The organism is Streptomyces sp. NPDC001920 (assembly GCF_053594495.1).
Genome location: NZ_JBSFEP010000024.1, coordinates 31,868 through 55,127 on the forward strand (window position 1 = coordinate 31,868; position 23,260 = coordinate 55,127).

At 70.8% G+C, this 23,260-nt stretch carries 14 protein-coding genes and 1 pseudogene; 4 read left to right on the forward strand and 11 right to left on the reverse strand.

Going from position 1 to position 23,260, the window contains the following annotated elements:
* Nucleotides 1-83: 83 nt before the first annotated feature.
* The 3 genes from ACWCPI_RS32760 to ACWCPI_RS32770 all read right to left on the reverse strand — a co-directional run bounded on the left by ACWCPI_RS32760 (nt 84) and on the right by ACWCPI_RS32770 (nt 5,112).
* Nucleotides 84-1,784, reverse strand: a complete 1,701-nt coding sequence (locus tag ACWCPI_RS32760) for a BCCT family transporter (protein ID WP_451041583.1) — start codon at nt 1,782-1,784, stop codon at nt 84-86.
* An 89-nt stretch (nt 1,785-1,873) separates the two neighbouring features.
* Nucleotides 1,874-3,145: a M14 family metallopeptidase gene (locus ACWCPI_RS32765; RefSeq protein ID WP_451041584.1), complete on the reverse strand. Its 1,272-nt coding sequence runs from the start codon at nt 3,143-3,145 to the stop codon at nt 1,874-1,876.
* Complete coding sequence (locus ACWCPI_RS32770) at nt 3,142-5,112, reverse strand: Xaa-Pro dipeptidyl-peptidase (RefSeq protein WP_451041585.1); 1,971 nt, start codon at nt 5,110-5,112, stop codon at nt 3,142-3,144. Before ACWCPI_RS32770 ends, ACWCPI_RS32765 begins: the two co-directional genes overlap by 4 nt.
* Nucleotides 5,113-5,320: 208 nt before the next feature.
* Here ACWCPI_RS32770 and ACWCPI_RS32775 point away from each other — a divergent pair, with 208 nt between their 5' ends.
* Entirely contained in the window at nt 5,321-6,862 is a 1,542-nt protein-coding gene (locus ACWCPI_RS32775; RefSeq protein ID WP_451041586.1) for a M1 family metallopeptidase, read from the forward strand.
* A 23-nt stretch (nt 6,863-6,885) separates the two neighbouring features.
* On the opposite strand, the gene ACWCPI_RS32780 is transcribed toward ACWCPI_RS32775, so the two are convergent.
* The 3 genes from ACWCPI_RS32780 to ACWCPI_RS32790 are packed head-to-tail and all read right to left on the reverse strand — an operon-like array spanning nt 6,886 to nt 9,818.
* Nucleotides 6,886-7,827 carry a PfkB family carbohydrate kinase gene (locus ACWCPI_RS32780; RefSeq protein WP_451041587.1) on the reverse strand — a complete coding sequence of 314 codons (942 nt, stop codon included), beginning with the start codon at nt 7,825-7,827 and terminating at the stop codon, nt 6,886-6,888.
* Nucleotides 7,824-8,312, reverse strand: a complete 489-nt coding sequence (locus ACWCPI_RS32785) for a macro domain-containing protein (protein WP_451041588.1) — start codon at nt 8,310-8,312, stop codon at nt 7,824-7,826. The genes ACWCPI_RS32780 and ACWCPI_RS32785 overlap by 4 nt, the downstream gene beginning before the upstream one ends.
* A gap of 39 nt (nt 8,313-8,351) precedes the next feature.
* Nucleotides 8,352-9,818 carry an amino acid permease gene (locus ACWCPI_RS32790; protein ID WP_451041589.1) on the reverse strand — a complete coding sequence of 489 codons (1,467 nt, stop codon included), beginning with the start codon at nt 9,816-9,818 and terminating at the stop codon, nt 8,352-8,354.
* Nucleotides 9,819-10,064: 246 nt separating this feature from the next.
* Between ACWCPI_RS32790 and ACWCPI_RS32795 the strand changes: the two genes are divergently transcribed.
* Nucleotides 10,065-10,781: a MerR family transcriptional regulator gene (locus ACWCPI_RS32795; RefSeq protein ID WP_451041590.1), complete on the forward strand. Its 717-nt coding sequence runs from the start codon at nt 10,065-10,067 to the stop codon at nt 10,779-10,781.
* A 569-nt stretch (nt 10,782-11,350) separates the two neighbouring features.
* Nucleotides 11,351-14,668, forward strand: coding sequence for a P-loop NTPase fold protein (locus ACWCPI_RS32800; RefSeq protein WP_451041591.1), 3,318 nt, complete (start codon nt 11,351-11,353; stop codon nt 14,666-14,668).
* 342 nt (nt 14,669-15,010) lie between these two features.
* Here ACWCPI_RS32800 and ACWCPI_RS32805 read toward each other — a convergent pair whose 3' ends face one another.
* The 5 genes and pseudogenes from ACWCPI_RS32805 to ACWCPI_RS32825 all read right to left on the reverse strand — a co-directional run bounded on the left by ACWCPI_RS32805 (nt 15,011) and on the right by ACWCPI_RS32825 (nt 21,708).
* The gene (locus tag ACWCPI_RS32805) at nt 15,011-17,188 is read right to left on the reverse strand and encodes a 3-hydroxyacyl-CoA dehydrogenase NAD-binding domain-containing protein (protein WP_451041592.1); all 2,178 of its coding nucleotides are present in this window, start codon (nt 17,186-17,188) and stop codon (nt 15,011-15,013) included.
* 34 nt (nt 17,189-17,222) lie between these two features.
* The gene (locus ACWCPI_RS32810; RefSeq protein ID WP_388806344.1) at nt 17,223-18,437 is read right to left on the reverse strand and encodes an acetyl-CoA C-acetyltransferase; all 1,215 of its coding nucleotides are present in this window, start codon (nt 18,435-18,437) and stop codon (nt 17,223-17,225) included.
* 40 nt (nt 18,438-18,477) lie between these two features.
* A complete protein-coding gene (locus ACWCPI_RS32815) occupies nt 18,478-19,620 on the reverse strand; it encodes an acyl-CoA dehydrogenase family protein (protein WP_451041593.1) in 1,143 nt (380 codons plus the stop codon).
* 365 nt (nt 19,621-19,985) lie between these two features.
* Nucleotides 19,986-21,098, reverse strand: a pseudogene (locus ACWCPI_RS32820) (CaiB/BaiF CoA transferase family protein); the annotation flags it as partial.
* A 229-nt stretch (nt 21,099-21,327) separates the two neighbouring features.
* Nucleotides 21,328-21,708, reverse strand: a complete 381-nt coding sequence (locus ACWCPI_RS32825; protein WP_451041594.1) for an MmcQ/YjbR family DNA-binding protein — start codon at nt 21,706-21,708, stop codon at nt 21,328-21,330.
* Between the two features lie 91 nt (nt 21,709-21,799).
* On the opposite strand from ACWCPI_RS32825, the gene ACWCPI_RS32830 reads away from it, so the two are divergent.
* Entirely contained in the window at nt 21,800-22,978 is a 1,179-nt protein-coding gene (locus ACWCPI_RS32830) for a saccharopine dehydrogenase family protein (protein ID WP_451041595.1), read from the forward strand.
* The last annotated feature ends 282 nt before the right edge of the window (nt 22,979-23,260 follow it).

Genomic DNA, 23,260 nt, shown 5'->3' on the forward strand with positions numbered 1-23,260 from the left:
ATGGGGAGCGAACAGGCGCCGGGGAGGCGTGCGGGGCGCGGAGGAGGCGCCGGGTTCGCCTCCTCCCGCCTGCGGGCGCGCGCTCAGCTGTGGTCGTGGCCCAGCGGGTCGCCCTCCGTCTCGGTGCCGGGGCCCGGGCCGACCCTGATCTCGAAGTCTCCGTCGTACCTCTTGTGGCCCTCGATCACGGCGAGTTCGACGGCCTCCGAGCCCATCTCGTTGCGCACGATGATGGGGTCCCGGCGCAGGTCGCGCATGAGGGCGACGCACATGCCGATCATGACGAGGACGAACGGCGCGGCGGCCAGGATCGTGAGGTTCTGCAGTCCGGTGAGCGCGTCACCCTGGCCGCTGCCGACGAGCAGCATGATGGCGGCGACGGCTCCGGTGACCACGCCCCAGAAGACGACGACGAAACGGCCGGGTTCGAGGGCGCCCCGCTGGGAGAGCGTGCCCATCACGATGGAGGCGGCGTCGGCCCCCGAGACGAAGAAGATGCCGACCAGGATCATCACGAGCAGGCTGGTGACGGTGGCGATCGGGAACTCCTGCAGCACGCCGAAGAGTTGACCTTCCGGGGTGTCCTCGCCGCCGAGCGCGCCGCCCTCCCTCAGCTTCATCGCCGAACCGCCGAAGATGGCGAACCAGACGAGGCTGACCGTGCTGGGTACGAGGATGACGCCGCCGACGAACTGCCGAATGGTGCGACCGCGGCTGATGCGGGCGATGAACATGCCGACGAAGGGCGTCCAGGAGATCCACCAGGCCCAGTAGAAGACGGTCCAGCTGCCGAGCCAGTCCGCGACGCCCTCGCCGCCGCTGGCCTCGGTGCGACCGGCGAGCTGGGGCAGGTCGCCCAGGTAGGAGAAGATCGAGGTGGGCAGCAGGTCGAGCACGATGATCGTGGGACCGGCGACGAACACGAACAAGGCGAGGATCAGGGCGAGCACCATGTTGGTGTTGGACAGCCACTGGATGCCCCGCTCGATACCGGACACGGCCGAGGCGACGAAGGCCAGGGTCAGTACGGCGATGATCGCGACGAGCAGGCCGGTGCTGACGTCGTCCATCCAGTTCAGCTCCTGGAAGCCGGAGCCGATCTGGAGCGCGCCGAGCCCCAGGGAGGCGGCGGAGCCGAAGACGGTGGCGATGATCGCGAGTACGTCGATGCCCCGACCGACGGCGCCGTTGGCGTGCTTCTCCCCGATGAGCGGGGTGAAGACCGCGCTGATGGTCTGGCGCCGGCGGCGACGGTAGGTGCTGTAGGCGATGCCGAGGCCGACGACCGCGTAGATCGCCCAGGGGTGCAGGGTCCAGTGGAAGAGAGTGGTGGCCATGGCCGTCTCCATGCGCTCGGCGGAGTCGGCGGGGCTGGTGCCCGGCGGTGGGGCGTTGTAGTGCGAGAGCGGCTCGCTGACACCGTAGAACATCAGGCCGATGCCCATGCCGGCGCTGAACATCATCGCCACCCAGGACACGGTCTTGAACTCGGGTTCCTCGCCCTCGGCGCCGAGGTGGATGCGGCCGTAGCGGCTGATCGCGAGCCACAGGGCGAACACCACGAAACCCGAGGCGGCCAGCATGAAGGCCCAGCCACCGTTGTGGATCAGGCCGTTCAGCATCTTCGTGGACACGCTCTCCAGCGAGTCCGTGGCGGCCCAGCCCCAGATCACGAAGGCCAGGGTGATCACGGCGGTGACGCCGAACACCACACGGTCCGTCTGGTGGCCGGAAACGTCCGACGGACTTTCCCGGCCACCTCTCTTCTTCAGGTCGTCAGTCATCTGCGGCACCTTCCCGGGAAAACGCTTGATACGCCGGGCCTCACGTCGTCTCCCAGGACCTACCACAGATTCCGCCGATCAGATCCGTTTCAGCAGTCGGTGTCGGGCTCACCTGCTGTGATGTGGTACGGGCCGCGCTCGTCGAGGAGCAGCGGGACGAGCGCGCGCAGTGACTGGCGCAGCGGGACCAGCGCGCCCGCGGCGGTCGGTTTCGCCTTCACCCCGTGCAGGGCGAGTTCATCCCTGATCTGCGTGTACTGCTCGACGGTGAGCCGGTAGCCGCAGGGCGGGTCCTGGATCACCTCGGCCGGTTCGGGCGGGTCGTTGTCCGCGCCGCCCAGGTGGACGGGCCCGGTGTCGGTGTGTCCGGCGAGGCGGGCCAGGCCGGTCGCCGCCTCGACCTGCGCCCTGCGGTCGTCGCTGAACCGGAACAGCCCCTTGAGAGCGGCGAGCTGGGAGGTCACCCGGCGCCGGTTGTTCAGGGCTTCGTCGGCCTTCTCGGCGTCCGTGAGCGGGTCGACGCGGCTCTCGATGAGCAGACCGACCGAGTGCTTGATTCCGGCCATGTTCCGCAGGATGCGTTCCTGGCCGTCACCGGCCACCTGCCTGATCGGTTCACCGGTGACCGGGTCGGTCCAGATCCCGTACGTGCCGGTGGAGTGGCCGGCGTGCGCGGCGGCGGGGCGTACGTACGACTCGGACAGGGTCTGCGCCTCCTCGTGGACATGCGCGTCGGTGTTGAGGTTGCGCGGCCACAGGTCGAACAGGTCCTTGTCGTAGTACGGGGGTGTGGCGCCGTACTCGTGCAGGTCGTAGACGACGTCCGGGCGCTGGTCGCGGACGAGGGCGGCCATGGCGCGGCCCTCGGCGGTCCGCAGCGCGAGGTGGTCGCGGTTGATGTCCACGCCGTCGCTGTTGCCGCGGGTGTCGGCGGCCCGGCCGTCGGGGTTGGCGGTGGGCACGACCAGCAGGGTGGTGCGTTCCAGGAAGCGCCGGGTGTGCCGGTCCTCGGCGTAGGCGAGGTCGCGGACGGTGGACAGGCAGGCCTCGCGGCCGGAGGGCTCGTCACCGTGCTGGCTGCACACCAGCAGCACCTTGTGGGGGCTGGGATGGGTGCCGACGCGGACGACCTGGAGCGGGCGGCCCTGTTTCGTGGTGCCGATGCGGGCGACGGAGACCCGCTCGCTCGCCCGGTCGACGGCCGCCAGGAGCTGCTGTTCCTCGCTCTGGCTGGTCCAGCGGGCGCCGTTCGACGTCTCGAAGCCGGTGCGGGGCGGGGAGCCGGCGGCGTGGGCGGGGACGGCCACGAGGCTTGCGGCGACGGCTGCCACGGTCACGGTGAGGGTGCGGATGGTGGTCACCGGCCTCCTTCCGGGATGCGGTGGACGGTGTGCGGTGCGCCGATGCCGTGCAGCGGAGCGCCGTGCAGGGGGGTGGCCCCGTAAGCGGCGGACGGCGAGCCGGCCGTGGCGCGTGCGAACGCTTCGGCGCCGCCGACCAGCGGGACGCGGGCCTTCGTACGGGAGAGGTCGAGGGTGAGGGTCGGCCTGGTCGACGGGGGGTCGATGAAGTCCTTGTCCGTGCCCGCGACGATCAGGGCGAGGCGGTGGCCGGCCGGGACGACGTGGTCGGTGGCCGCCAGGTCGAGGGTGATGGTGTACGCCCGGCCCGGCGTGAGCGGTTCGCCCCGCAGGTCGGAGGCGTGGTTGCCGAGGTCCGCCCAGCCACGGCTGACGACGGTGTGGCCGACGTCGGCGGTCTTGGCCGTGGTCTCCTTGAAGCAGGCGCTGTCACCGGTGGTGCTCTCGCCCCAGCAAGTGCGCTCGGTGAGGGTGCTGATGCCTTCGCCGCTCGCGGCGTAGTCGCGGATGGTGTCGGGGCCGAGGTCGACCAGGACGGCCGAGAGGTGGGCCGTCGCGGTGCTCGGGGTGGCGGTGACGGTGACCTTCGAGGAGCCGGACAGGCGCAGGTCGCGGCTGAGCGGCCCGGTCACGAAGCCGGCCTTGTCGGGGGTGGGCGTGTCGATGTGCGCGGCCCAGTCGGCCTCGCTGTGCTGCGGGTCGTCGGTGAAGGTCTCGGTGCCCTTGTCCCTGCGCAGGCCGAGCGTGCCCACGCCCGGGTGGGTGCCGTCGGCGGGACGCAGGGTGGTGCCGGCGGTGCCGCGCGGCGGCCAGACCTTGGAGGTGACCCACTGGTCGGGGTGGCGTTCGATGTCGGCCATCGGCTCGCGGTCGACGCCGTTGTCGTAGCCGAGGAGTTCGTGGTCGAACCAGCGGTGCAGGGTCTTCACCCACGCGGCGCGGCGGAAGTCGAAGGGGTCGACGTGGCCGGTCTGGGAGAGCCAGATCTTGCGTTCGACGCCGTTCTTCGCCAGCGCGTCCCACCACTGGCCGACGTGCTTCATCCGGACGTTGAGGTCCTGCATGCCGTGGATCACGAAGACGCTCGCCCTGACCTTGCGCGCGTCCTTGACGTAGTCCCGCTCGCTCCACAGCGGCGTCCAGTCGCCGCTGCGCGGGGCCCCCTCGACGAGCGTCTGCTGGACGGCGCCGCACTTGGCGCGGGCGTCGGGGCTGTCGACGTAGTTGGACAGCCAGTCCGGGCCGGAGTCGTACAGCGGGGCGCCCTGCTGGAAGTAGTAGTCGTACCAGGAGGAGATGGCACTGATCGGGACGATGGTCTCCAGACCCTCGACGCCGGTGGCGGCGACCCCGTTGGCGATGGTGCCGTCCCAGCTCTTGCCGATCATGCCGGTGCGGCCGTTGGTCCATGTCGCGTCGGCCTCGGTGGTGCCGGTGCGGGTCGTGTACGCCGTGGCGCGGCCGTTCAGCCAGTCGACGACGGCCTTCGCGGAGAGGATGTCGGAGCGTCCGCCCACATCCACGCAGCCGTCGGAGCGGTTGGTGCCGGCGAGGTCGACGCCGACGACGGCGTAGCCGCGGGGCACGAAGTAGTTGTCGTAGAACAGCGGCATCCGGTCGACGTCGCCGTTCGCGTCGTACGTCTTCTTCTGGCTCTCGTTGCCGCGCCCGCAGCAGGAGTAGTACGGGCTGGCGTCCATGATGACGGGCACCTTGCGGCCCTGCTGGGCGGCTTCGCGGGGCCGGACGATGTCCACGGCGACGCGGTCGTGCCTGCCGTCGCGGTCGAGGTCGAGTCCGGTGTCCACCCAGACGGCCTCTCGGACGGCGTTCTCGTACGAGTGGACGGGGCGGCTCTCCCGCGGGGCGGCCTGCGCCGTCATGGGGGTGAGGAACGCGGCCAGCAGAGCGACCGTGGCCGCCGTCGCGAGCGGTCTCCAGATCGTGAAGCGCATGCGTATCGGCATGCGCGGACGGTACATCGGTGAACTCCGGTGCAGAAGAGGGCGGCTGACGGCGTGTGAGGTCCAGTGTGGCCGATATTCGTCCCTGGGGTGGGCCTCACCATGTCGGCCGAATGGCGATCGTGTGTCGGCGGTGGTCATGGACACACCCGGGCCTCAGGTGATGAATAGGCTCCGGACAGACCTCGGGCCCCTAGGACTTGGAGCTTTCGTGCACCGCAGAATCATGGCGCCGGGCGCACTCGCAGCCGCCTCTTTGATGCTGGTGATCCCGGCGTCGGCCGCGAGCCACTCCCCCGGCGCTCCGGGCATCGGCGACCCCTACTACCCGGCGTACGGCAACGGCGGATACGACGTCTCCCACTACGACCTGCGACTGAAGTACCAGCCCGCCACGGACGAGCTGGAGGGTACGGCGACCCTGCTGGCGAAGACCACGCAGGACCTGTCCCGCTTCAACCTGGACTTCCTGCTGGACGTCAGCGAGGTCCGGGTGAACGGCCTGAAGGCGTCGTTCACGACCTCGGGCGAGCACGAGCTGGAGATCACACCGAGGAAACCGCTGGCCAAGGGTACGGCCGTCACGGTCGTCGTGCGCTACCGCGGAGTGCCGTCCTCGAAGAAGGCGTACGGCTTCACCAGTTGGCACCGCACCCCGGACGGCGGTGTCGCGGCGAACGAGCCCGAGGCCGCCTGGTGGTGGTTCCCCAGCAACGACCACCCGCTCGACAAGGCGACCTACGACGTCTCGGCGCTCGTCCCGGACGGCACGCAGGCGATCTCCAACGGCACGCTGCAGTCGACGAGTTCACGCCTGGGCTGGACCCGTTACAACTGGCGTTCCGACAAGCCGCAGGCGACGTATCTGGCCACGCTCGCGGTCGGCAGGTTCGACATCACCACCGGGACGAGCGAGAGCGGAATCCCGGTCGTCAACGCCTACAGCAAGGACCTGGGCGGGCACGCCGGCGCGGCGCGGGCCAGCATCGAGCGGACCGGGGAGATCGCCGACTGGCTGGCCGGGTACTTCGGGCCGTACCCGTACAACGCGCTCGGCGGGTACGTGCCGAACACCGACACCGGGTACGCGCTGGAGACGCAGACCCGGCCTTTCTACAGCCCGCGGAACTTCGCGAACGGGTCGAACACCTCCCTCGTCGTCCATGAGCTCGCCCACCAGTGGTACGGCGACCTGGTGTCCGTCGAGTCCTGGAAGGACATCTGGATCAACGAGGGGTTCGCCCGGTACGCGCAGTGGCTGTGGTCCGAGCACGAGGGTGAGGGGACGGCTCAGGAGATCGCCGACTACGTGTACGCCTCAAGGTCGGCCGACGACCCGTTCTGGAAGGTCGAACCCGGGGATCCGGGCCCGGAGAACCAGTTCCACAGCGCGGTCTACGACCGGGGGGCGCTGACCCTGCAGGCCCTGCGCAACGAGATCGGGGACGAGGCGTTCTTCGCGATCCTGAAGGGCTGGACCGAGAAGTACGCGTACGGCAACGCGTCGGTGGCCGACTTCGAGCGGTACGCCGAGGAGGTGTCGGGGCAGCCGCTGGCGGCACTGTTCGACACCTGGCTGTTCCAGCCGTCCAAGCCGGCCGCCGCCGCGGCGCGCGGTGCCTCCCTCGCCCGGTCGGCCGGCACCGCCCCACAGCAGCCGAAGTCGTGGAAGAAGATCGCGGCGACGAACGGTGCGCACGATCACGGGCGTGAGCACGCGGGCGGGCACACCGGACGCGCGCACGGCCACTGACGCCCCAGGGTCTGTCGTTCGGATCAGGTCGGCTGAGCGGAACGACAGGCCCCGGCGCGGGTCTCGGACGAGGCCGCCCTCGCGACCAGTTCGTCCCGGTCTATCGCGTCGGTCTCCGTCGAAGGCACCGTGCAGGCGTGGGCGCCGGCCACCGAGCCGAACAGGGCGCATCGGTGCGGGGGCTCGCCGGACAGCCAGCCGTGGAGGAAGGCGGCCGCGAAGGCGTCGCCGGCACCGTTGGAGTCGACCACCGGTGCCGGCGGGGTCACCGTGGGGACATGTGTGACCTCGGTGTCGGTCAGGAGGTACGCGCCGTCGGCTCCGGCGGTGGCGACGACCACCTGGGCTCTTCCCCGCTCGGCGATGCGGCGCATGGTCCGGGGCGGGTCCGTGAGGGCGGCGGCGGAGAGGAACACCACGTCGGCGGTGTACGCGAACGCCTCGTGGTAGGGGTTGTGCCCGTCCCAGTTGTGCAGGTCGGTGGAGAGTGTCACGCCGGCCTCGCTCAGGACGGGGAGGGCGTGCGCGCAGGGGTGCGTGATCGACACGTGCGCGTGGCGGCTCGCCGCCGCGAGAGCGCGCAGTGTGTCCTCGGGGAACCGGTCGTCCGCGTGGGCCCTGCTGGTGTCGTACAGCGACAGCCGCCGTCCGTCCGGTCCGACCAGGTTCACCGCCCGCCTGGTGCCGGCGGGTTGCGGGATCGCGGTCAGGGCGATGCCGTGCTCGCGGTGCATCGCCCGCACGAGGTCGCCCTCGGGGTCGTCGCCGAGGAAGTCGAGGTGGTGGGTGCGCAGGCCGAGGCGGCTCAGTCCGAGGGACACGAAGTCCCCGGTCTGCCCGGCACGGGCGCGGATCCCGCTGTCGACCATGTAGCTGTCGGCGTACGGGAGCGGCAGCTCGGGCACGTGCACGATGGTGTCCACCCCGGCACCACCCAGCACGAGCACGTCGATGTCGTGAGTCAACTCCGGTTCCCCCCGTGGTCGTAGACGGTGACTTCGATTCCTCTCCGCACCAGCCGCTCCGTGACGAGCGGCTCTGTACGGGACCACCTGCCACCGGCCAACCCGCACCCTATCCGCGGCATGTGCACGGACGCGCCGAGTTCGACCGCCTTCTCGCCGAGCCGCTCCAGTGCCGCGTCGATCGCCTCGTACCGCACGGGCACCCCCTTGCTGCCGGTGCGGATGCCCCGCTGCCCGACCAGGTTGGCCACCCAGGTGTACGGCTCGACCTGGACGAACTGGGCCGCGCCCAGTCCGAAGTCGTTCGAGGCGCGGTCGCGGTGCCAGGCGCGGTAGGACTTCTCCGGCTCCGGCCAGCGCCGCGATACGGCCAGGACGAAGCCCTTCCCCCATCCCCCGACGTCGTTGCAGACATGGGCGATCACCTTGACGCCCTTCACCGACGCAGCGGTGGCGTCACCCCGGATGCAAGTGATCTCCGACATGACGCCACCGTAGAGGGCCGCACTGACAACGGCCGCCGACTACTTCGTGAGCTCGGTCAGCTCGCGGTCCTCCTGACGGGCCACCCGGTGGCGGACCGCGTACCAGCCGCCGACGAGCATCGCGGCGATGACCGGGATGAGGAGGAGGGTCTTGCGGCCGACCTCGGGGTCGTTCCACATCATGCCGAGGCAGGCCAGCAGGAAGGCGATCGTGGCGATCTCCGTGACGGGGCTGCCCGGGAGGCGGAAGGAGGGGCGGGCGACCAGGCCGGCCTTGGCGCGGCGGACGAAGACCAGATGGCAGATCATGATGATCACCCATGTGCTGATGATGCCGAGGGAGGCTACGTTCAGCACGATCTCGAACGCCTGGGCCGGCATCAGGAAGTTCAGGCCGACACCGAGGACGCAGACCGCGCAGGTCAGCAGGATGCCGCCGTAGGGCACCTGGCTGCGGTTCATACGGGCGGTGAACTTCGGCGCCGAGCCCGCCATCGCCATCGAGCGCAGGATGCGGCCCGTGGAGTACAGACCGGAGTTGAGTGAGGACATGGCGGCCGTCAGGACCACCAGGTTCATCACGTCGCCGGCGCCCTCGACACCGATCTTCGACAGGACCGTGACGAAGGGGCTCTGGTCGGCCGAGTAGACCGAGCCGGGCAGGAGCAGGGCGAGCAGGACGACCGAGCCGACGTAGAAGAGGCCGACCCGCCACATGATCGAGTTCACCGCGCGCGGGACGATCTTCTCCGGCTCGGCGGTCTCACCCGCGGCGACACCGACCAGCTCCAGGGCGGCGTACGCGAAGATCACGCCCTGCATGACCAGGACGACCGGCATCAGACCGTGCGGGAAGACACCGCCGTTGTCCGTGACGACGTTCAGGCCCGGGGTCTGCCCGCCGACCTCGTGCTGGGTGGCGAGCAGGAAGATACCGACGAACATGAAGGCGACGAGCGTGGCGACCTTGATGATCGCGAACCAGAACTCCATCTCGCCGAAGATCTTCACCGAGATCAGGTTCACCGCGAGCACCACGGCCAGCGCGATCAGCGCCAGCACCCACTGCGGGATGTCGGTGAACATGCTCCAGTAGTGCGTGTAGAGCGCGATCGCGGTGATGTCGGCGATGCCGGTCGTCGACCAGTTCAGGAAGTACATCCAGCCGGCGACGTAGGCGCCCTTCTCGCCGAGGAACTCGCGCGCGTACGACACGAAGGACCCGGAGGAGGGCCGGTACAGGACGAGTTCGCCGAGGGCGCGCACGACGAAGAAGGCGAAGATGCCACAGACCAGGTAGGCGATCGCCAGGGCCGGACCGGCGTTGTGGAGGCGGCCGCCGGCGCCGAGGAAGAGGCCGGTGCCGATGGCACCGCCGATGGCGATCATGTTGACGTGGCGGGCCTTGAGGTCCTTGCTGTAACCGGCGTCGCCCGCGTCCGCGGGCACCTGGGCCGCGTCGGTTCGGGGTGCGGCCACTGCCGTGTTCACGGCGTCCTTGCTCACGGGGGTACCACTCTCTGGTGCGCCCGAGCGGGTCTCGCTCGGGTGGTGCCGGACGTGCGTATGGCCTGCGCCCTCGGTCAGGGCACAGACCACGGGGCCACCTTCCCCCAGCGCGGGCCGATCACGCGGTGGCGGATGTCACAGAGCGTCGCTTCTCACACGGCCCGCACAGGGTCGTCGGCGCTGCCGGAGGCGTCCGTGTCAGGGAGGTGTCACAGCAATGGTGAGACAGCGATACTGCTCCACATGACGACCGACGCCGGGGAGACGACCCTCACCATCGACGAGCTGGCCGCGCGGGCGGGAGTGACGGTCCGCACGGTGCGGTTCTACGGCACGAAGGGGCTGCTGCCGCCTCCGGTGATCGGTCCGCGCCGGGTGGGCCACTACGGGCGCGAGCACCTGGCCCGGCTGGCGCTCATCGAGGAACTGCAGCAGCAGGGCATGACGCTGGCGGCGATCGAGCGGTACCTGCAGCAGCTGCCCCCCGATCTGGACGCCCATGACCTCGCCATCCACCGTGCCGTGGTGGCCTCGTGGGCGCCGGACGCCGTCGAGACGGTGCCGCGGGCGGAGCTGGAGCGGCGGGCGGGGCGGGCGCTCGGTGACGGCGACGTGGAGCGGCTGGCGGCCATGGGGGTCGTCGCGGCCGGTGACGACGGCTACCGCGTCGACCTCGGGCTGCTGCGCCTCGGGGTCGGGCTGCTGGACGTACCGCTGTCGCAGGAGGCGATCCTCGCGGCGCGCAATGTCCTCATCGAGCACTCACGCGCCGCCGCGCACGAACTGTCGCAGCTCTTCCGGGGCGAGGTGTCCCAGCGTGCGGCGCGGGATGTGAAGTCGCTCTCCGCGCACATGCAGCCCGTGGTGGTGCAGGCCCTGTTGACGACGTTCCAGCGGTCGCTGCGCGAGGATCTGCGGGAGTGGCTCGGCGGCATGTCGGAGGATGGCGGATCGGCATGACAAGGGGAGCTTCGGCCCCAGGAGCATAAAGCCGCTGCCCTGTCGACGACGTACAACAACGTCGGCACCAGGTCGGCCGGTCCCTGCGTCCCGCGTACGCCGCTCACGGACGTGCTCGAAGCCGGCGGCCGTGTGCTCGTGCGTGCGGTGCGGCCCTTGCTGGGTGTGATCGCGTTCAGGGTGATGCCGTACGACGCGAGGGCCACGGCGAGCGGGGGGAAGCCAATCAGGCGCCCGGCTTCGAGGCGACGTAGGGAACCGTCGTGGGCGACGTGGTGAACACGGCCGCCGAGACGATGTTGACGACACGGCCTCACCCGGGCCGAGCCCGATTCGGTAGTCGCCGCCGGCACGGAGGACCAGTACCCCTCGCGCAAGGACCGCCCTCGTGGCCTGACTGTTCGTCATGGGGTGGAGGTGGCCGCTTGTAGGTGTAGTGAGAAGGCGAGGCGGATCGAACTGCAGCCGTCGGCGGCTGCGCACGCACATTCCACGACAGGGAACCGACTGTGTGCCCTGTGCCCTACGATCCTCGCCGAGGGGATTGCGTAGGGCGGGGGCGAGGACGCATGGCCACGAGGGATTCTCAGGCGCTCACGGGTGATCACGGCTCGGTGGCGACTAGCGGTTCGCACTCGGTGACGGCGATCAGCGGCGACAGTGTCCAGGTAACCTTCGCCTCTCCTCCCCTGCCGTTCATGGTGCCGCACCAGTTGCCTCGTCACATCGGGGCGTTCACGGGGCGACGTCGTGAGCTGGACGACCTCCTGACTCAGCTCGCGCCATCCGATGATCACGAACACGTACCCCCGCCCGTCCTGGTGACAGGTATGGCCGGGGTGGGCAAGAGTGCAGTGGTCCTGCAAGCGGCCCATGAGGCCGTGCAGCGGGGCTGGTTCCCCGGCGGTACCGTCTATCTGGACCTGCACGGATACGACCGGACCGAGCCCGTCGCACCCGCCGACGCCCTGGCGTCGGCCCTCCTGTCCGTGGGCGTGCCCTCGGAGCACATCCCGATCGACGTGGACAGCCGGGCAGCCCTGTACCGCACGGCGCTGTCCGGCATGCGGGAGGCACTCCTGCTGATGGTCGACAACGCCGCCGACGCCGAGCAGGTGCGCCCACTGCTGCCCGCCGACCCGCGGCATCGGGTCGTGATCACTTCACGGCATCGCCTGCCCTCCCTCATGGCACGCACCATCAGCCTGGGCGCACTGGCCACCGAGGAAGGGATCCAACTCCTGGACGCGGCGGTCCGAAGGGCGCATCCGGGTGACGTCCGCGTGGCCCGGGACCTCCGGGCAGCCGAGATCATCGTGGAGAGGACGGGCGGCCTGCCCCTCGCCCTGGCTGTCACCGCCGCACGGCTGACCACGAATCCGTCGTTGGACCTGGCGCAGTTGGCGCAGGAGCTGGCAGCAGAGGCCGACCGCTTGCACGACCGCATGGACCGTCTCGATGACGGCGAGCGGAGCGTCGCAGCCGCGATCGAGCTGTCCTTCCGCCATCTCCCCCAGGAACAGGCCCAGTTGCTGGTCATGCTCGCCCTGACGGTCGGCCGGAGGTTTTCCACCGCCGCCGTCGCCGCTGGCCTGGACACCGACGCGCACAGCGTGCGACACCTCCTCGAACAGCTGTCCGTAACCCACCTCATCGAAGACACCTCGCAACACGATCAGTGGCAGATGCACGACTTGATCCGTCACTACGCCACCACCGTTGCCGACGATGTTGTTGATGCGGCTCGACTGGAGCAGGTACGGGACCGGATCATCGACCACTTCCTGCGTCACTCGGACCCGGCCGACGACGGCTCGGGTTTCTTCACCACGCGGATCGGAACCAGGCCCCTGGCCGGTGTCCACGGCGACGGCCCGAGCTCTGAGGACCGCCTGGGCGTGGTCCGCGACGTGGAGGTGCTCGCCGAGCTGATCGCCGCCGCCGAGACGCGTCCGCCGCTCTCCATCGCTCTCATCGGTAACTGGGGCGCCGGCAAGTCCAGCGTGATGCTTCAGGTCGAACAACAGGTCGACCTGCTGGCACAGCTGTCGAGCGAGCGGCCGGGCCGGAGTGCGTTCGTCTCCTCCGTACGGCAGGTACGGTTCAACGCCTGGCACTACAGCGACACAAACGTGTGGACCGGGCTGATCACGCACCTGTTCACCGCGCTCGCCGGCGACGACACGGGCGACGCACCGAACCCCGCTCCGGATCCCGAGCAGGCCAGGCGGGACCGCGAATTGCTGCGCGAGAAGCTGAACCAGCGGGAGGAGGCCGAACGACAGGTCTCCGAACGGCTGACGACCGCTGACGACGCCGCGCCAGCACCGGGACGGTTCGCGGCACTCGGGTCGCCGATCAGGACGTACCGGGTGCTGCGGGCCACCTTGCTCCAGTCGGCCGACGACCTGCGGTTCGGCCGGCGCGTGCTGGCGCTGTGGCTGGTACTGGCCGGGGTCGCAACCGGCGCCTGGTTGCTGCGCGGCACGCTCACCGCATGGCTCACCAGTCTGCTGGCCATCGCCGTGGCGGCCGCCCCGCTGCGCCCCTTGCTGCAGAAGTTGCGCATGGCGCAGCAGGGGCTTCTCGGCTTCACCGAACGCCGGTACGGCGAGCTGGCCGCGCAGCAGCGTGCTCTCCGGGCCGAGATCAGCGGACTGCGGGAGAGGCTGGCCCTCGTCGACGCCGCCGCACGACTCGGTCAGTTCCTCCAGGAACGCGCTGACGGCACCGCCTATCAGCCTTACCGGGGTGTGCTGGGCCAGGCTCACGCCGATCTACTGCAACTCGGCCGCGACCTCGAGGAGGCCCGCGTTCAGTGGCGGGCGGAGAAGGCCGGCTCCCCGCCACCGCTGGAGCGCATCGTCCTGTACGTCGACGACCTCGATCGCTGCCCGCCCGACCGTGTCGTCGAGGTGCTCCAAGCCGTGCACCTGATGCTCGGCCTCGATCTGTTCGTCGTGGTCGTCGCCGTTGACGCGCGCTGGCTGATCCACTCGCTGCGCCATCACCACAACGCCCTCTTCCAGCATGAGAACACCAATGCCGCTGACACCGCGCCGGACGTCGGGGGGCTGGCGACCGCGGTGGACTACCTTGACAAGATCTTCCAGATCCCGTACGCCCTGACTCCGCCGCCGCCCCAGACGATGGGCCGATACCTGCGCTCACTCCTGCCGGACCCGCATGTCGCCGAGGCCGGGCGTCCGCTCACCGAGGTGTCCCCGCCCGCCGAGGAGCGCGCGCTGGACGAGGCCGGCACATCGCCGCGGCCCGAGGCGGACGGTGGCACCACACCTTCTGCTGTCTCCAGTACCTCCGAGCCGATCGCCATGCGCGCTCCCGCCACCGGGTCGCAACCCGCGGAGCGCACCGAGCACGCGGACCTGCTGCCCCAAGGGCTGCGCATTGGAGCGGGGGAAGTCGCATTCATGGCCCAGCTCGGAGCGTTGCTGCCGACCCCGCGGGCCGCGAAGCGGCTGGTGAACCTCTACCGGCTCGTCCGCATCGGGATCCCCGCCACCGACCTGCCGGCCTTCGCCAGCAGCTCCGGGCCTGCTCCGTACCAGGCCGTGCAGACCCTCCTCGCCGTGCTGGCGGGCGACCCGCGCGCGGCGGAGGAACTCTTCCGGCGCCTGCTGGCGTGCCCCGACGACAGCCTTCCGCTCACCGCACTCCTGGAGGACGACGCCGCAGGCCATCCTGCGTACGAGCGTCTGGCACAGGCGCTACCGGCCGTTCTGCGGAAACTCGAGGCCGAACAGGCCATCCCCCTCGCCGTCGGGCACTACCGGCGCTGGTGCGCCGATCTGGCCCGATACAGCTTCCACACCCGTAACCTGGCGCCTGCGCCGGACGCGCCCTCCGTCCGGGCAGCGCCTGCCTGAAGACATCGGTCGCTGCTGACACCTCATCGGTGTCCTCGCCGAGCAGGTCTCCTGGGGCGGAGAGGAAAACCGGTCCTGCGGGCGTGCTGGGTGTCGTAGGCCGCCTTCACCCCGGGAGGCCGGTGCCGTGCGCGTGGGCCGTCGGCCGTGGAGAGCACGACGCCTCGTGGACGCCGAGGACGTACCGGAGGCGTCGTCGACCTCGGACAGGGCGGCCGGGGAAGGGAGTTCGGTGGTGCTACGCCGGAGGGCTGAGCAAGTCAGCCCTCCGGCGTCCGAGGAGCGGGGACGCAGGAGGCGCAGCCCCCTGGCGGGGGCGAAACCCTCCCCCCTCGCCCGCTGTTACGCGTCCTCGAAGCGCTCCCCCTTCTCCGCCTTCTGCACCAGCAACGCCGGCGGCGTGAACCGCTCCCCGTACCTCTCGGCCAGCTCACGCGCGCGTGCCACGAAGCCGGCCACACCGCCCTCGTAGCCGTTGATGTACTGCAGGACACCGCCCGTCCAGCCGGGGAAGCCGATGCCGAAGACGGATCCGATGTTGGCGTCGGCGACCGAGGTCAGGACGCCCTCCTCCAGGAGCCTGACGGTGTCCAGGGCCTCGGAGAAGAGCATGCGCTCCTGCATGTGCCGGAAGGGGATCCGCACGTCCTCGCGGGTGAAGTGCTCGCGCAGGCCCGGCCACAGGGCCACCCGCTTGCCGTCCTCGTCGTAGTCGTAGAAGCCTGCGCCTCCGCTGCGGCCGGTGCGGCCGAACTCGTCGACCATGCGGTCGATGACCGCCTCGGCCGGGTGGGCCGTCCAGGTGCCGCCGGCCTCCTCCACGGCCCGCTTGGACTCGCCCCGGATCTTGCGCGGCAGCGTGAGGGTCAGCTCGTCCATCAGGGCGAGGACCTTGGCGGGGTAGCCGGCCTGGGCCGCCGCCTGTTCGACCGACGCGGGCTCGATGCCCTCGCCCACCATCGCCACGCCCTCGTTGATGAAGTGGCCGATGACCCGGGAGGTGAAGAAGCCGCGAGAGTCGTTCACGACGATCGGCGTCTTGTTGATCTGCCGGACCAGGTCGAAGGCGCGGGCCAGTGCCTCGTCGCCCGTCCGCTCGCCCTTGATGATCTCGACGAGCGGCATCTTGTCGACGGGCGAGAAGAAGTGCAGCCCGATGAAGTCGGCCTGGCGGTCCACGCCTTCGGCGAGGGCGGTGATCGGGAGCGTCGAGGTGTTGGAGCACAGCAGCGCGTCCGGCTCGACGATGTTCTGGATCTCCTGGAAGACCTTGTGCTTGAGTTCGGGGTTCTCGAAGACCGCCTCGATGACCGCGTCACAGCCGGCCACGTCCTGCGGGTCGGCGGTCGGCTTGATGCGGGCCAGCAGCGCGTCCGCCTTCTCCTGCGTCGTACGGCCCCGGGAGACCGCCTTCGCGCACAGCTTCTCCGAGTACCCCTTGCCCTTCAGCGCCGCCTCCAGCGAGACGTCCTTGAGGACGACCTCGATGCCCGCGCGGGCGCACGAGTAGGCGATGCCCGCGCCCATCATGCCGGCGCCCAGGACGGCGACCTTGCGGACCTTGCGCGGCTCGACGCCCTTGGGGCGGTTGGCGCCCGAGTTGACGGCCTGCAGGTCGAAGAAGAACGCCTGGATCATGTTCTTCGACGTCTGTCCCGCCGCCAGCTCGACGAAGTAGCGGGCCTCGATCACCTGTGCCGTCTCGAAGTCGACCTGGGCGCCTTCGACGGCGGCCGCGAGGATGTTGCGCGGGGCCGGGTACGGGGCGCCGTTCGTCTGCTTGCGCAGGGTGGCCGGGAAGGCGGGCAGGTTCGCCGCGAACTTGGGGTTGGCGGGCGTGCCGCCGGGGATCCGGTAGCCGGGCCGGTCCCAGGGCTGCTGCGACTCGGGGTGGGCCTCGATGTAGGCCCGGGCCCTGGCGAGCAGTTCCTCCCGGGTGGTGACGACGTCGTCGACCAGGCCGTTCTGCAGGGCGCGCCGCGGGTTGTACTGGGTGCCCTGGAGGAGGACCTTCAGCAGGGCGTCCGCGATGCCGAGGAGGCGTACCGTGCGGACCACGCCGCCTCCGCCCGGCAGCAGGCCGAGGGTGACCTCGGGGCAGCCGATCTTGGAGCCGGGGGCGTCCAGGGCGATGCGGTGGTGGCAGGCGAGGGCGATCTCGTAACCGCCGCCCAGGGCCGCGCCGTTCAGCGCGGCGACGACCGGCTTGCCGAGGGTTTCGATGCGGCGCAGGTCGCGCTTGATGGCCATGCCGCCGTCGAACAGCTCCTGCGCGGTCTCGGGGGTGACCCGGATCAGGTCGCGCAGGTCGCCGCCGGCGAAGAAGGTCTTCTTGGCGGAGGTGATGATGACACCGCGGATGGTGTCCTTCTCGGCCTCCAGGCGGTCGGTGATCACGGCCAGGGAGTCGCGGAACGCCTGGTTCATGGTGTTCGCGGACTGGCTCGGGTCGTCCAGGACGAGGGTGACGACGCCTTCGCGGTCCTGCTCCCAGCGGATGGTGGTGGACTCAGTGCTCATGTGGAGGTGCTCCGTGTGATCCGTCGTGAGGGGGTCAGATGCGCTCGACGATGGTGGCGATGCCCATGCCGCCGCCCACGCACAGCGTGGCGAGGCCGTACCGCTTGTCCTGGCGCTCCAGTTCGTCGACGAGCGAGCCGAGGATCATGGCGCCGGTGGCGCCGAGCGGGTGGCCGAGGGCGATCGCGCCGCCGTTGACGTTGACCTTGTCCAGGGACAGGCCCATGTCCTTCACGAAACGCAGGACGACCGCCGCGAACGCCTCGTTGATCTCGACGAGGTCGATGTCGTCGATGGTCAGACCGGCCTTGGCGAGCGCCTTGCGGGTGGCGGGCGCGGGGCCGGTGAGCATGATGGTGGGCTCGGACCCGGAGACGGCGGCGGAGACGATCCGCGCGCGGGGCGTGAGGCCGTAGCGCTCGCCGACCTGCCGGGAGCCGATGGCGACCAGAGAGGCGCCGTCGACGATGCCGGAGGAGTTGCCCGCGTGGTGGACGTGGTCGATCTTCTCCACCCAGTGGTACTTCTGCAGCGCCACGGCGTCGAAGCCGCCCAGGTCGCCGATGTCCGCGAAGGACGGCTTCAGCTTGGCCAGGGAGTCGGCGGTGGTGCCCGGGCGCATGTGCTCGTCGTGGTCGAGGACGACCAGGCCACTGCGGTCCTTGACCGGGACGACGGACCTCTCGAAGCGGCCCTCCTTCCACGCCGTGGCCGCGCGCTCCTGGGACAGGGCCGCATACTCGTCGACGTCGCGGCGCGAGAAGCCCTCGACGGTGGCGATCAAGTCGGCGCCGATGCCCTGCGGCACGAAGTTGACGGCGAGGTTGGTCATCGGGTCGTTGAACCAGGCGCCGCCGTCCGAGGCCATCGGCACCCGGGACATCGACTCGACACCGCCGGCGAGGACCAGGTCCTCCCAGCCGGAGCGCACCTTGGCGGCGGCCAGGTTGACGGCCTCCAGGCCCGAGGCACAGAAGCGGTTCTCCTGCACGCCGGCCACGGTGTCCGGCAGCCCGGCCGCGATGGCGGCGATGCGGGCGATGTCGGAGCCCTGGTCGCCGACCGGGCCGACGACACCCAGCACGATGTCGTCGACGGCGGCCGGGTCGAGGTTCGGGAAGCGGTCGCGGATCTCGTGGATGAGGCCGACGACCAGGTCGATGGGCTTGGTGCCGTGCAGGGCGCCGTTCGCCTTGCCGCGGCCGCGCGGGGTGCGGATCGCGTCGTACACGTACGCTTCGGTGCTCACAGGGAGGCCTTTCGGTGAGGGTCGGCCCGGCGAGGGGGCTTCAGCCGAGCAGGGAACGGCCGATGATCTCCTTCATGATCTCGGTCGTCCCGCCGTAGATGGTCTGGATGCGGCCGTCGGTGAAGGCACGGGCGACCGGCTGTTCACTCATGTAGCCGTAGCCGCCGTGCAGTTGCAGGCAGCGGTCGGCGACCCGCTTCTGGAGCTCGGTCGCCCACCACTTGGCCATCGAGGCGTGGACGGCGTCGAGCTCCCCGTTCGAGTGGTCTTCTATGCAGCGGTCGAGGAACGTGCGGGTGACGGCGCACTCGGTGGCCATCTCGGCCACCTCGAAGCGGATGTGCTGCTTGGTGGCCAGCGGGCGCCCGAAGGCCTCGCGCTGTTTGACGTACTCCGTGGTGATCTCCAGCAGGTGCTCGGCGGCGGCGATCGCGGAGACGGCGATGCTCAGGCGCTCCTGGGCGAGGTTCGTCATCAGGTGGACGAAGGCGCCGTTGAGTTCGCCGAGGAGGTTCTCCTTGGGCACGCGGACGTCATGGAAGAACAGCTCGGCCGTGTCCTGCGCCTTCTGGCCGATCTTGTCCAGGTTCCGGCCGCGCTCGAAGCCGTCCGTGCCGCGCTCGACGACGAGCAGGGACAGTCCGTGCGCACCGCCCTCGGGGGTGGTCCTGGCGACGACGATCACCAGGTCGGCGAGGATGCCGTTGGAGATGAACGTCTTGGAGCCGTTGAGCACCCAGTGGTCGCCGCGGTCCTCGGCGTGGGTGCGGATGCCCTGGAGGTCGGAGCCGGCGCCGGGCTCGGTCATCGCGATGGCGGTGATCAGCGTGCCGTCGCAGAAGCCGGGCAGCCAGCGGCGCTTCTGCTCGTCGGTGGCGAGGCCGGTCAGGTACGGCCCGATGATGTCGTTGTGCAGGCCGAGGGCGAGGCCCGGGGCACCCGCGCGGGTGAACTCTTCGGCGAGGACGGCGCTGTAGCGGAAGTCGGGGGTGCCGCCGCCTCCGTACTCCTCGGGTACGGCGAAGCCGAGCAGGCCCTGCTTGCCGGCCGCGCGCCATGCCTCGCGGGAGACGATGCCGTCCTTCTCCCACTGCTCGTAGTGGGGCAGCACCTCCCTGGCGAGGAAGGCCCGCACGGTCTCCCGGAACGCGTCGTGCTCGGGGGCGAAGATCTGCCGCTTCATTCGAAGCCCTTCGTGTCGGCGCCGTACGGGTCGGGGCGGGTCGTGCCGGAGGCCTTCGGGTGAGGGCTCGCGGCCTCGGCGCGAGTGGGACTGTGGGGGCGTGTGGCGTCGGCGTCGTTCGGGACCGGGTACGGGGCCTCGGCGCCGTCCGGATGCGAAGCGGTGGCGTCGCCGCTGTTCGGCAGCGGGGCCGTCGGAGCGGCGGGCGTCGAAGACGGGTCGATCACCTCGGCGCCCCGCAGGTCCGGGCCGGCGCCCCCGGTCTCCGCCGGGTTCGGGTCGACCACCTCGGCGCCCCGCAGGTCCGGGCGGTCCGTCGCTTCGGCGTCCGTCGGCGCTGCGCCCGCCCCACCAGGGTCGCCCGGCAACCCGCGTACGCCCCAGTCCCGTGCCACCTCCGCGGTGCCGGCGCCGGGCCGCGCCGGGCCGGTGCGTACGGCGGTGGGGGTGGCGGAGAAGCGGGGGGCCGGGGCGGGCTGGGTGATGCCGCCGTGTTCGGTGAAGGTGCCGCGGGCGGCGAGGTGCGGGTGGTGCGGGGCCTCGCGCAGCGACAGGACGGGCGCCACGCAGGCGTCGGTGTCCTCGAAGACGGCCGTCCACTCGGCCCGGGTACGGGACTTGAAGCGGTCGGTGACCACCTCGCGCAGTTCGCCCCAGCGGGTCCAGTCCTTGCGGGCGTCCGCGAACTCCGTGAGGCCGAGCAGGTCGAGGAACTCGGCGTAGAACTGCGGTTCCAGGGCGCCGACGGCCATGTACCCGCCGTCGGCCGTCTCGTAGGTGCCGTAGTAGGGGCAGCCGCCGTCCAGCAGATTGGCGCCGCGCCGGTCCTGCCAGCCGCCGGCGGCGAGCATGCCGTGGATCATCGCGGCGAGGTGGGAGGTGCCGTCGACGATGGCGGCGTCGACGACCTGGCCGCCACCGGTCGCGCGGGCGTGGAGGAGGGCGGCGAGCACGCCGACGACGAGGTAGAGGGAACCGCCCGCGTAGTCGCCGAGCAGGTTGGCGGGGACGGCCGGTGGCTCGTCGGGGCTGCCGATCATGCCGAGAGCGCCGGTGACCGCGATGTACGCGATGTCGTGGCCGGCGCGGTGGGCGAGGGGCCCCTCCTGGCCCCAGCCGGTCATCCGGCCGTACACCAGCGCGGGGTTGCGGGCGTGGCAGTCCTCGGGGCCGACTCCCAGACGCTCGGCGACACCGGGGCGATAGCCCTCGATCAGGATGTCGGCGCGAGCGGCGAGGTCGAGGACGCGGGCCGCGCCGTCGGCGGACTTCAGGTCGATGACCACCGAGTGCTTGTTGCGGTTGGTGATGTCGTACGCGGCGTCGATCGCGAGCCCCGGGCCGCCGGGGCGGTCCACTCGTACGACGTCGGCGCCGAGGTCGGCGAGGAGCATGGCGGCGAACGGGCCCGGCCCGATGCCGGCCAGCTCGACCACCCGTACGCCGGTGAGCGGGCCCTGTCCTGGCGTCGTTGCCATCCAGCCCCCAGGGAATCGGACACGAGGTGAGAGTGAGGAAGTCGGCGGTGCGACCGAAGTATGACGATATGCGACCGACAGATGACGAAGTGCGACGGCGCGTGACCCTGCGGTATGACACACCTGCTGTAACACCGACGATGCTAGAAACATGCTCCGCCGGATACAAGAGCAAGCGCTTAGGAAGTTACCCGCCCGAGGTCAGGCCGCACCCCCGGCCCGGCCGCGGTCAGCGCCCGTCCAGCTCGACCGTCAGCCGCTTCGGTGCGATGGTGCGGTAGCTCTCCTCCACCCAGTCGCAGAGCAGCTCCGCCGCGGGAGCACCCTTCGGCTGCAACGGGATGCTCACCCACCCCGACCTTCCCAGGCCGTATCCCGCGGGCTCGGCGCCGGGGCAGGTAAGGGCGTGGGCGTGGGCCGACTCGTCCTTGAGCTTCACCGTTATGCCCAGCGGATGGCTGCCGTCGTCGACCCCGAGGAAGACGAAGACCTTCTTCTCGACCTTCGCGACCGTCTCGCCCCAGGGGAACTCCTCGGTGGCGCCGGGGAGTCCCAGCGCGAACTCGCGCACTTTCTCCCACTTCTTCAGGGCATTACTGGGCACGGCCACCGCTTACCTCCGGCCTCGTCGTCGGGCTCCGCATCCCTCACGCTAGCCTCGGCCACCGACAAAGGCGCGAGCTGCGAGACCGAGGGGTGTCATGAGCAGGCTGAACAGGGCGGATCGCCCGTACGACATCGTGCTCTTCGGAGCGACCGGCTTCGTGGGGGTGCTCACCGCGGAGTACCTGGCCGCGCAGGCGCCCGAGGGGCTGCGCTGGGCGATCGCCGGCCGCAGCAGGGGCAAACTGGAGCGGCTGCGCGACCGGCTGCCCGGCGGTGAGGGGGTCGGGGTGCTGGAGGCGGACGTCTCCGATCCGGCCTCGATGCGCCGTCTCGCCGAGCAGGCGCACGTGGTGGCCACGACGGTGGGGCCCTACGTGATGTACGGCGAGGACCTGGTCGCGGCCTGCGCGGACACCGGCGCCGACTACCTCGACCTCTGCGGGGAGCCGGAGTTCGTGGACCGGACGTACGTCCGGCACGACGCACGCGCGCGGGAGACCGGCGCGCGGCTGGTGCACGCCTGCGGCTTCGACTCCGTTCCGCACGACCTGGGCGCGTACTTCACCGTCCAGCAGCTGCCGGAAGGCGTACCCCTCACCGTGGAGGGGTTCGTGACGGCCGACGCCACCTTCTCCGGCGGCACGTTCGCGTCGGCGCTCAACCAGTTCTCACGCGGACGTCAGATGGTGGCCGCCGCGCGTGACCGTGCCCGCCACGAGCCCCGGGTCATGGGACGCAGGGCGCTGGCGCCGACCGGCGCACCCCGGTTCGCCAAGGAGGTCGGCGCGTGGGCGCTGCCGCTGCCGACCATCGACCCGCAGATCGTCAAGCGCTCCGCGCGGGCCCTGGAACGCTACGGCCCGGACTTCCGCTACCGCCACTACGCCGCCGTACGGCATCTGCCCGTCGCCGTCGGTGGGGTGGCGGCGATGGGCGCGCTCTTCACGGCCGCCCAACTGCCGCCCGCCCGGCGCTGGTTGTCCGACCGGCTGAAGCCCGGTGACGGGCCGGGGCCGGAGAAGCGCGCGAGGAGCTGGTTCTCCGTCCGCTTCGTCGGCGAGGGCGGGGGCCGACGGGTCTTCACCGAGGTCGCGGGCGGTGATCCCGGGTACGGCGAGACGGCGAAGATGTTCGCCGAGTCGGCGCTGTCCCTGGCCTTCGACGAGCTGCCGCCGACGGCCGGGCAGGTCACGACGGCGGTCGCCATGGGGGACGCGCTGATCGAGCGGTTGCGGCGGGCGGGGATCACTTTGCGGGTGGCCGCACGTCGCTGAACCGCCGGCACGGCCACGCGTGTCGACCGGGACACTGCGAGGCCGCGTCTCGGTCCGGGCGAGGAGCGGGTCACGGGGTGCGGCAGGGCCGTCGCGAGGGTGCTGCCGCAGGGCACCGGACGCGGCGCTGCATGCGGCGCTGAGCCCGGTACTGCATGCGGCGCTGAGCCCGGTACTGCATGCGGCGCTGAGCCCGGTGCTGCATGCGGCGCTGAGCCCGGTGCTGCATGCGGCGCTGAGCGCGGACAGGACCGGCGGGCAGTCGGCGGCCCGCCCCTGGGC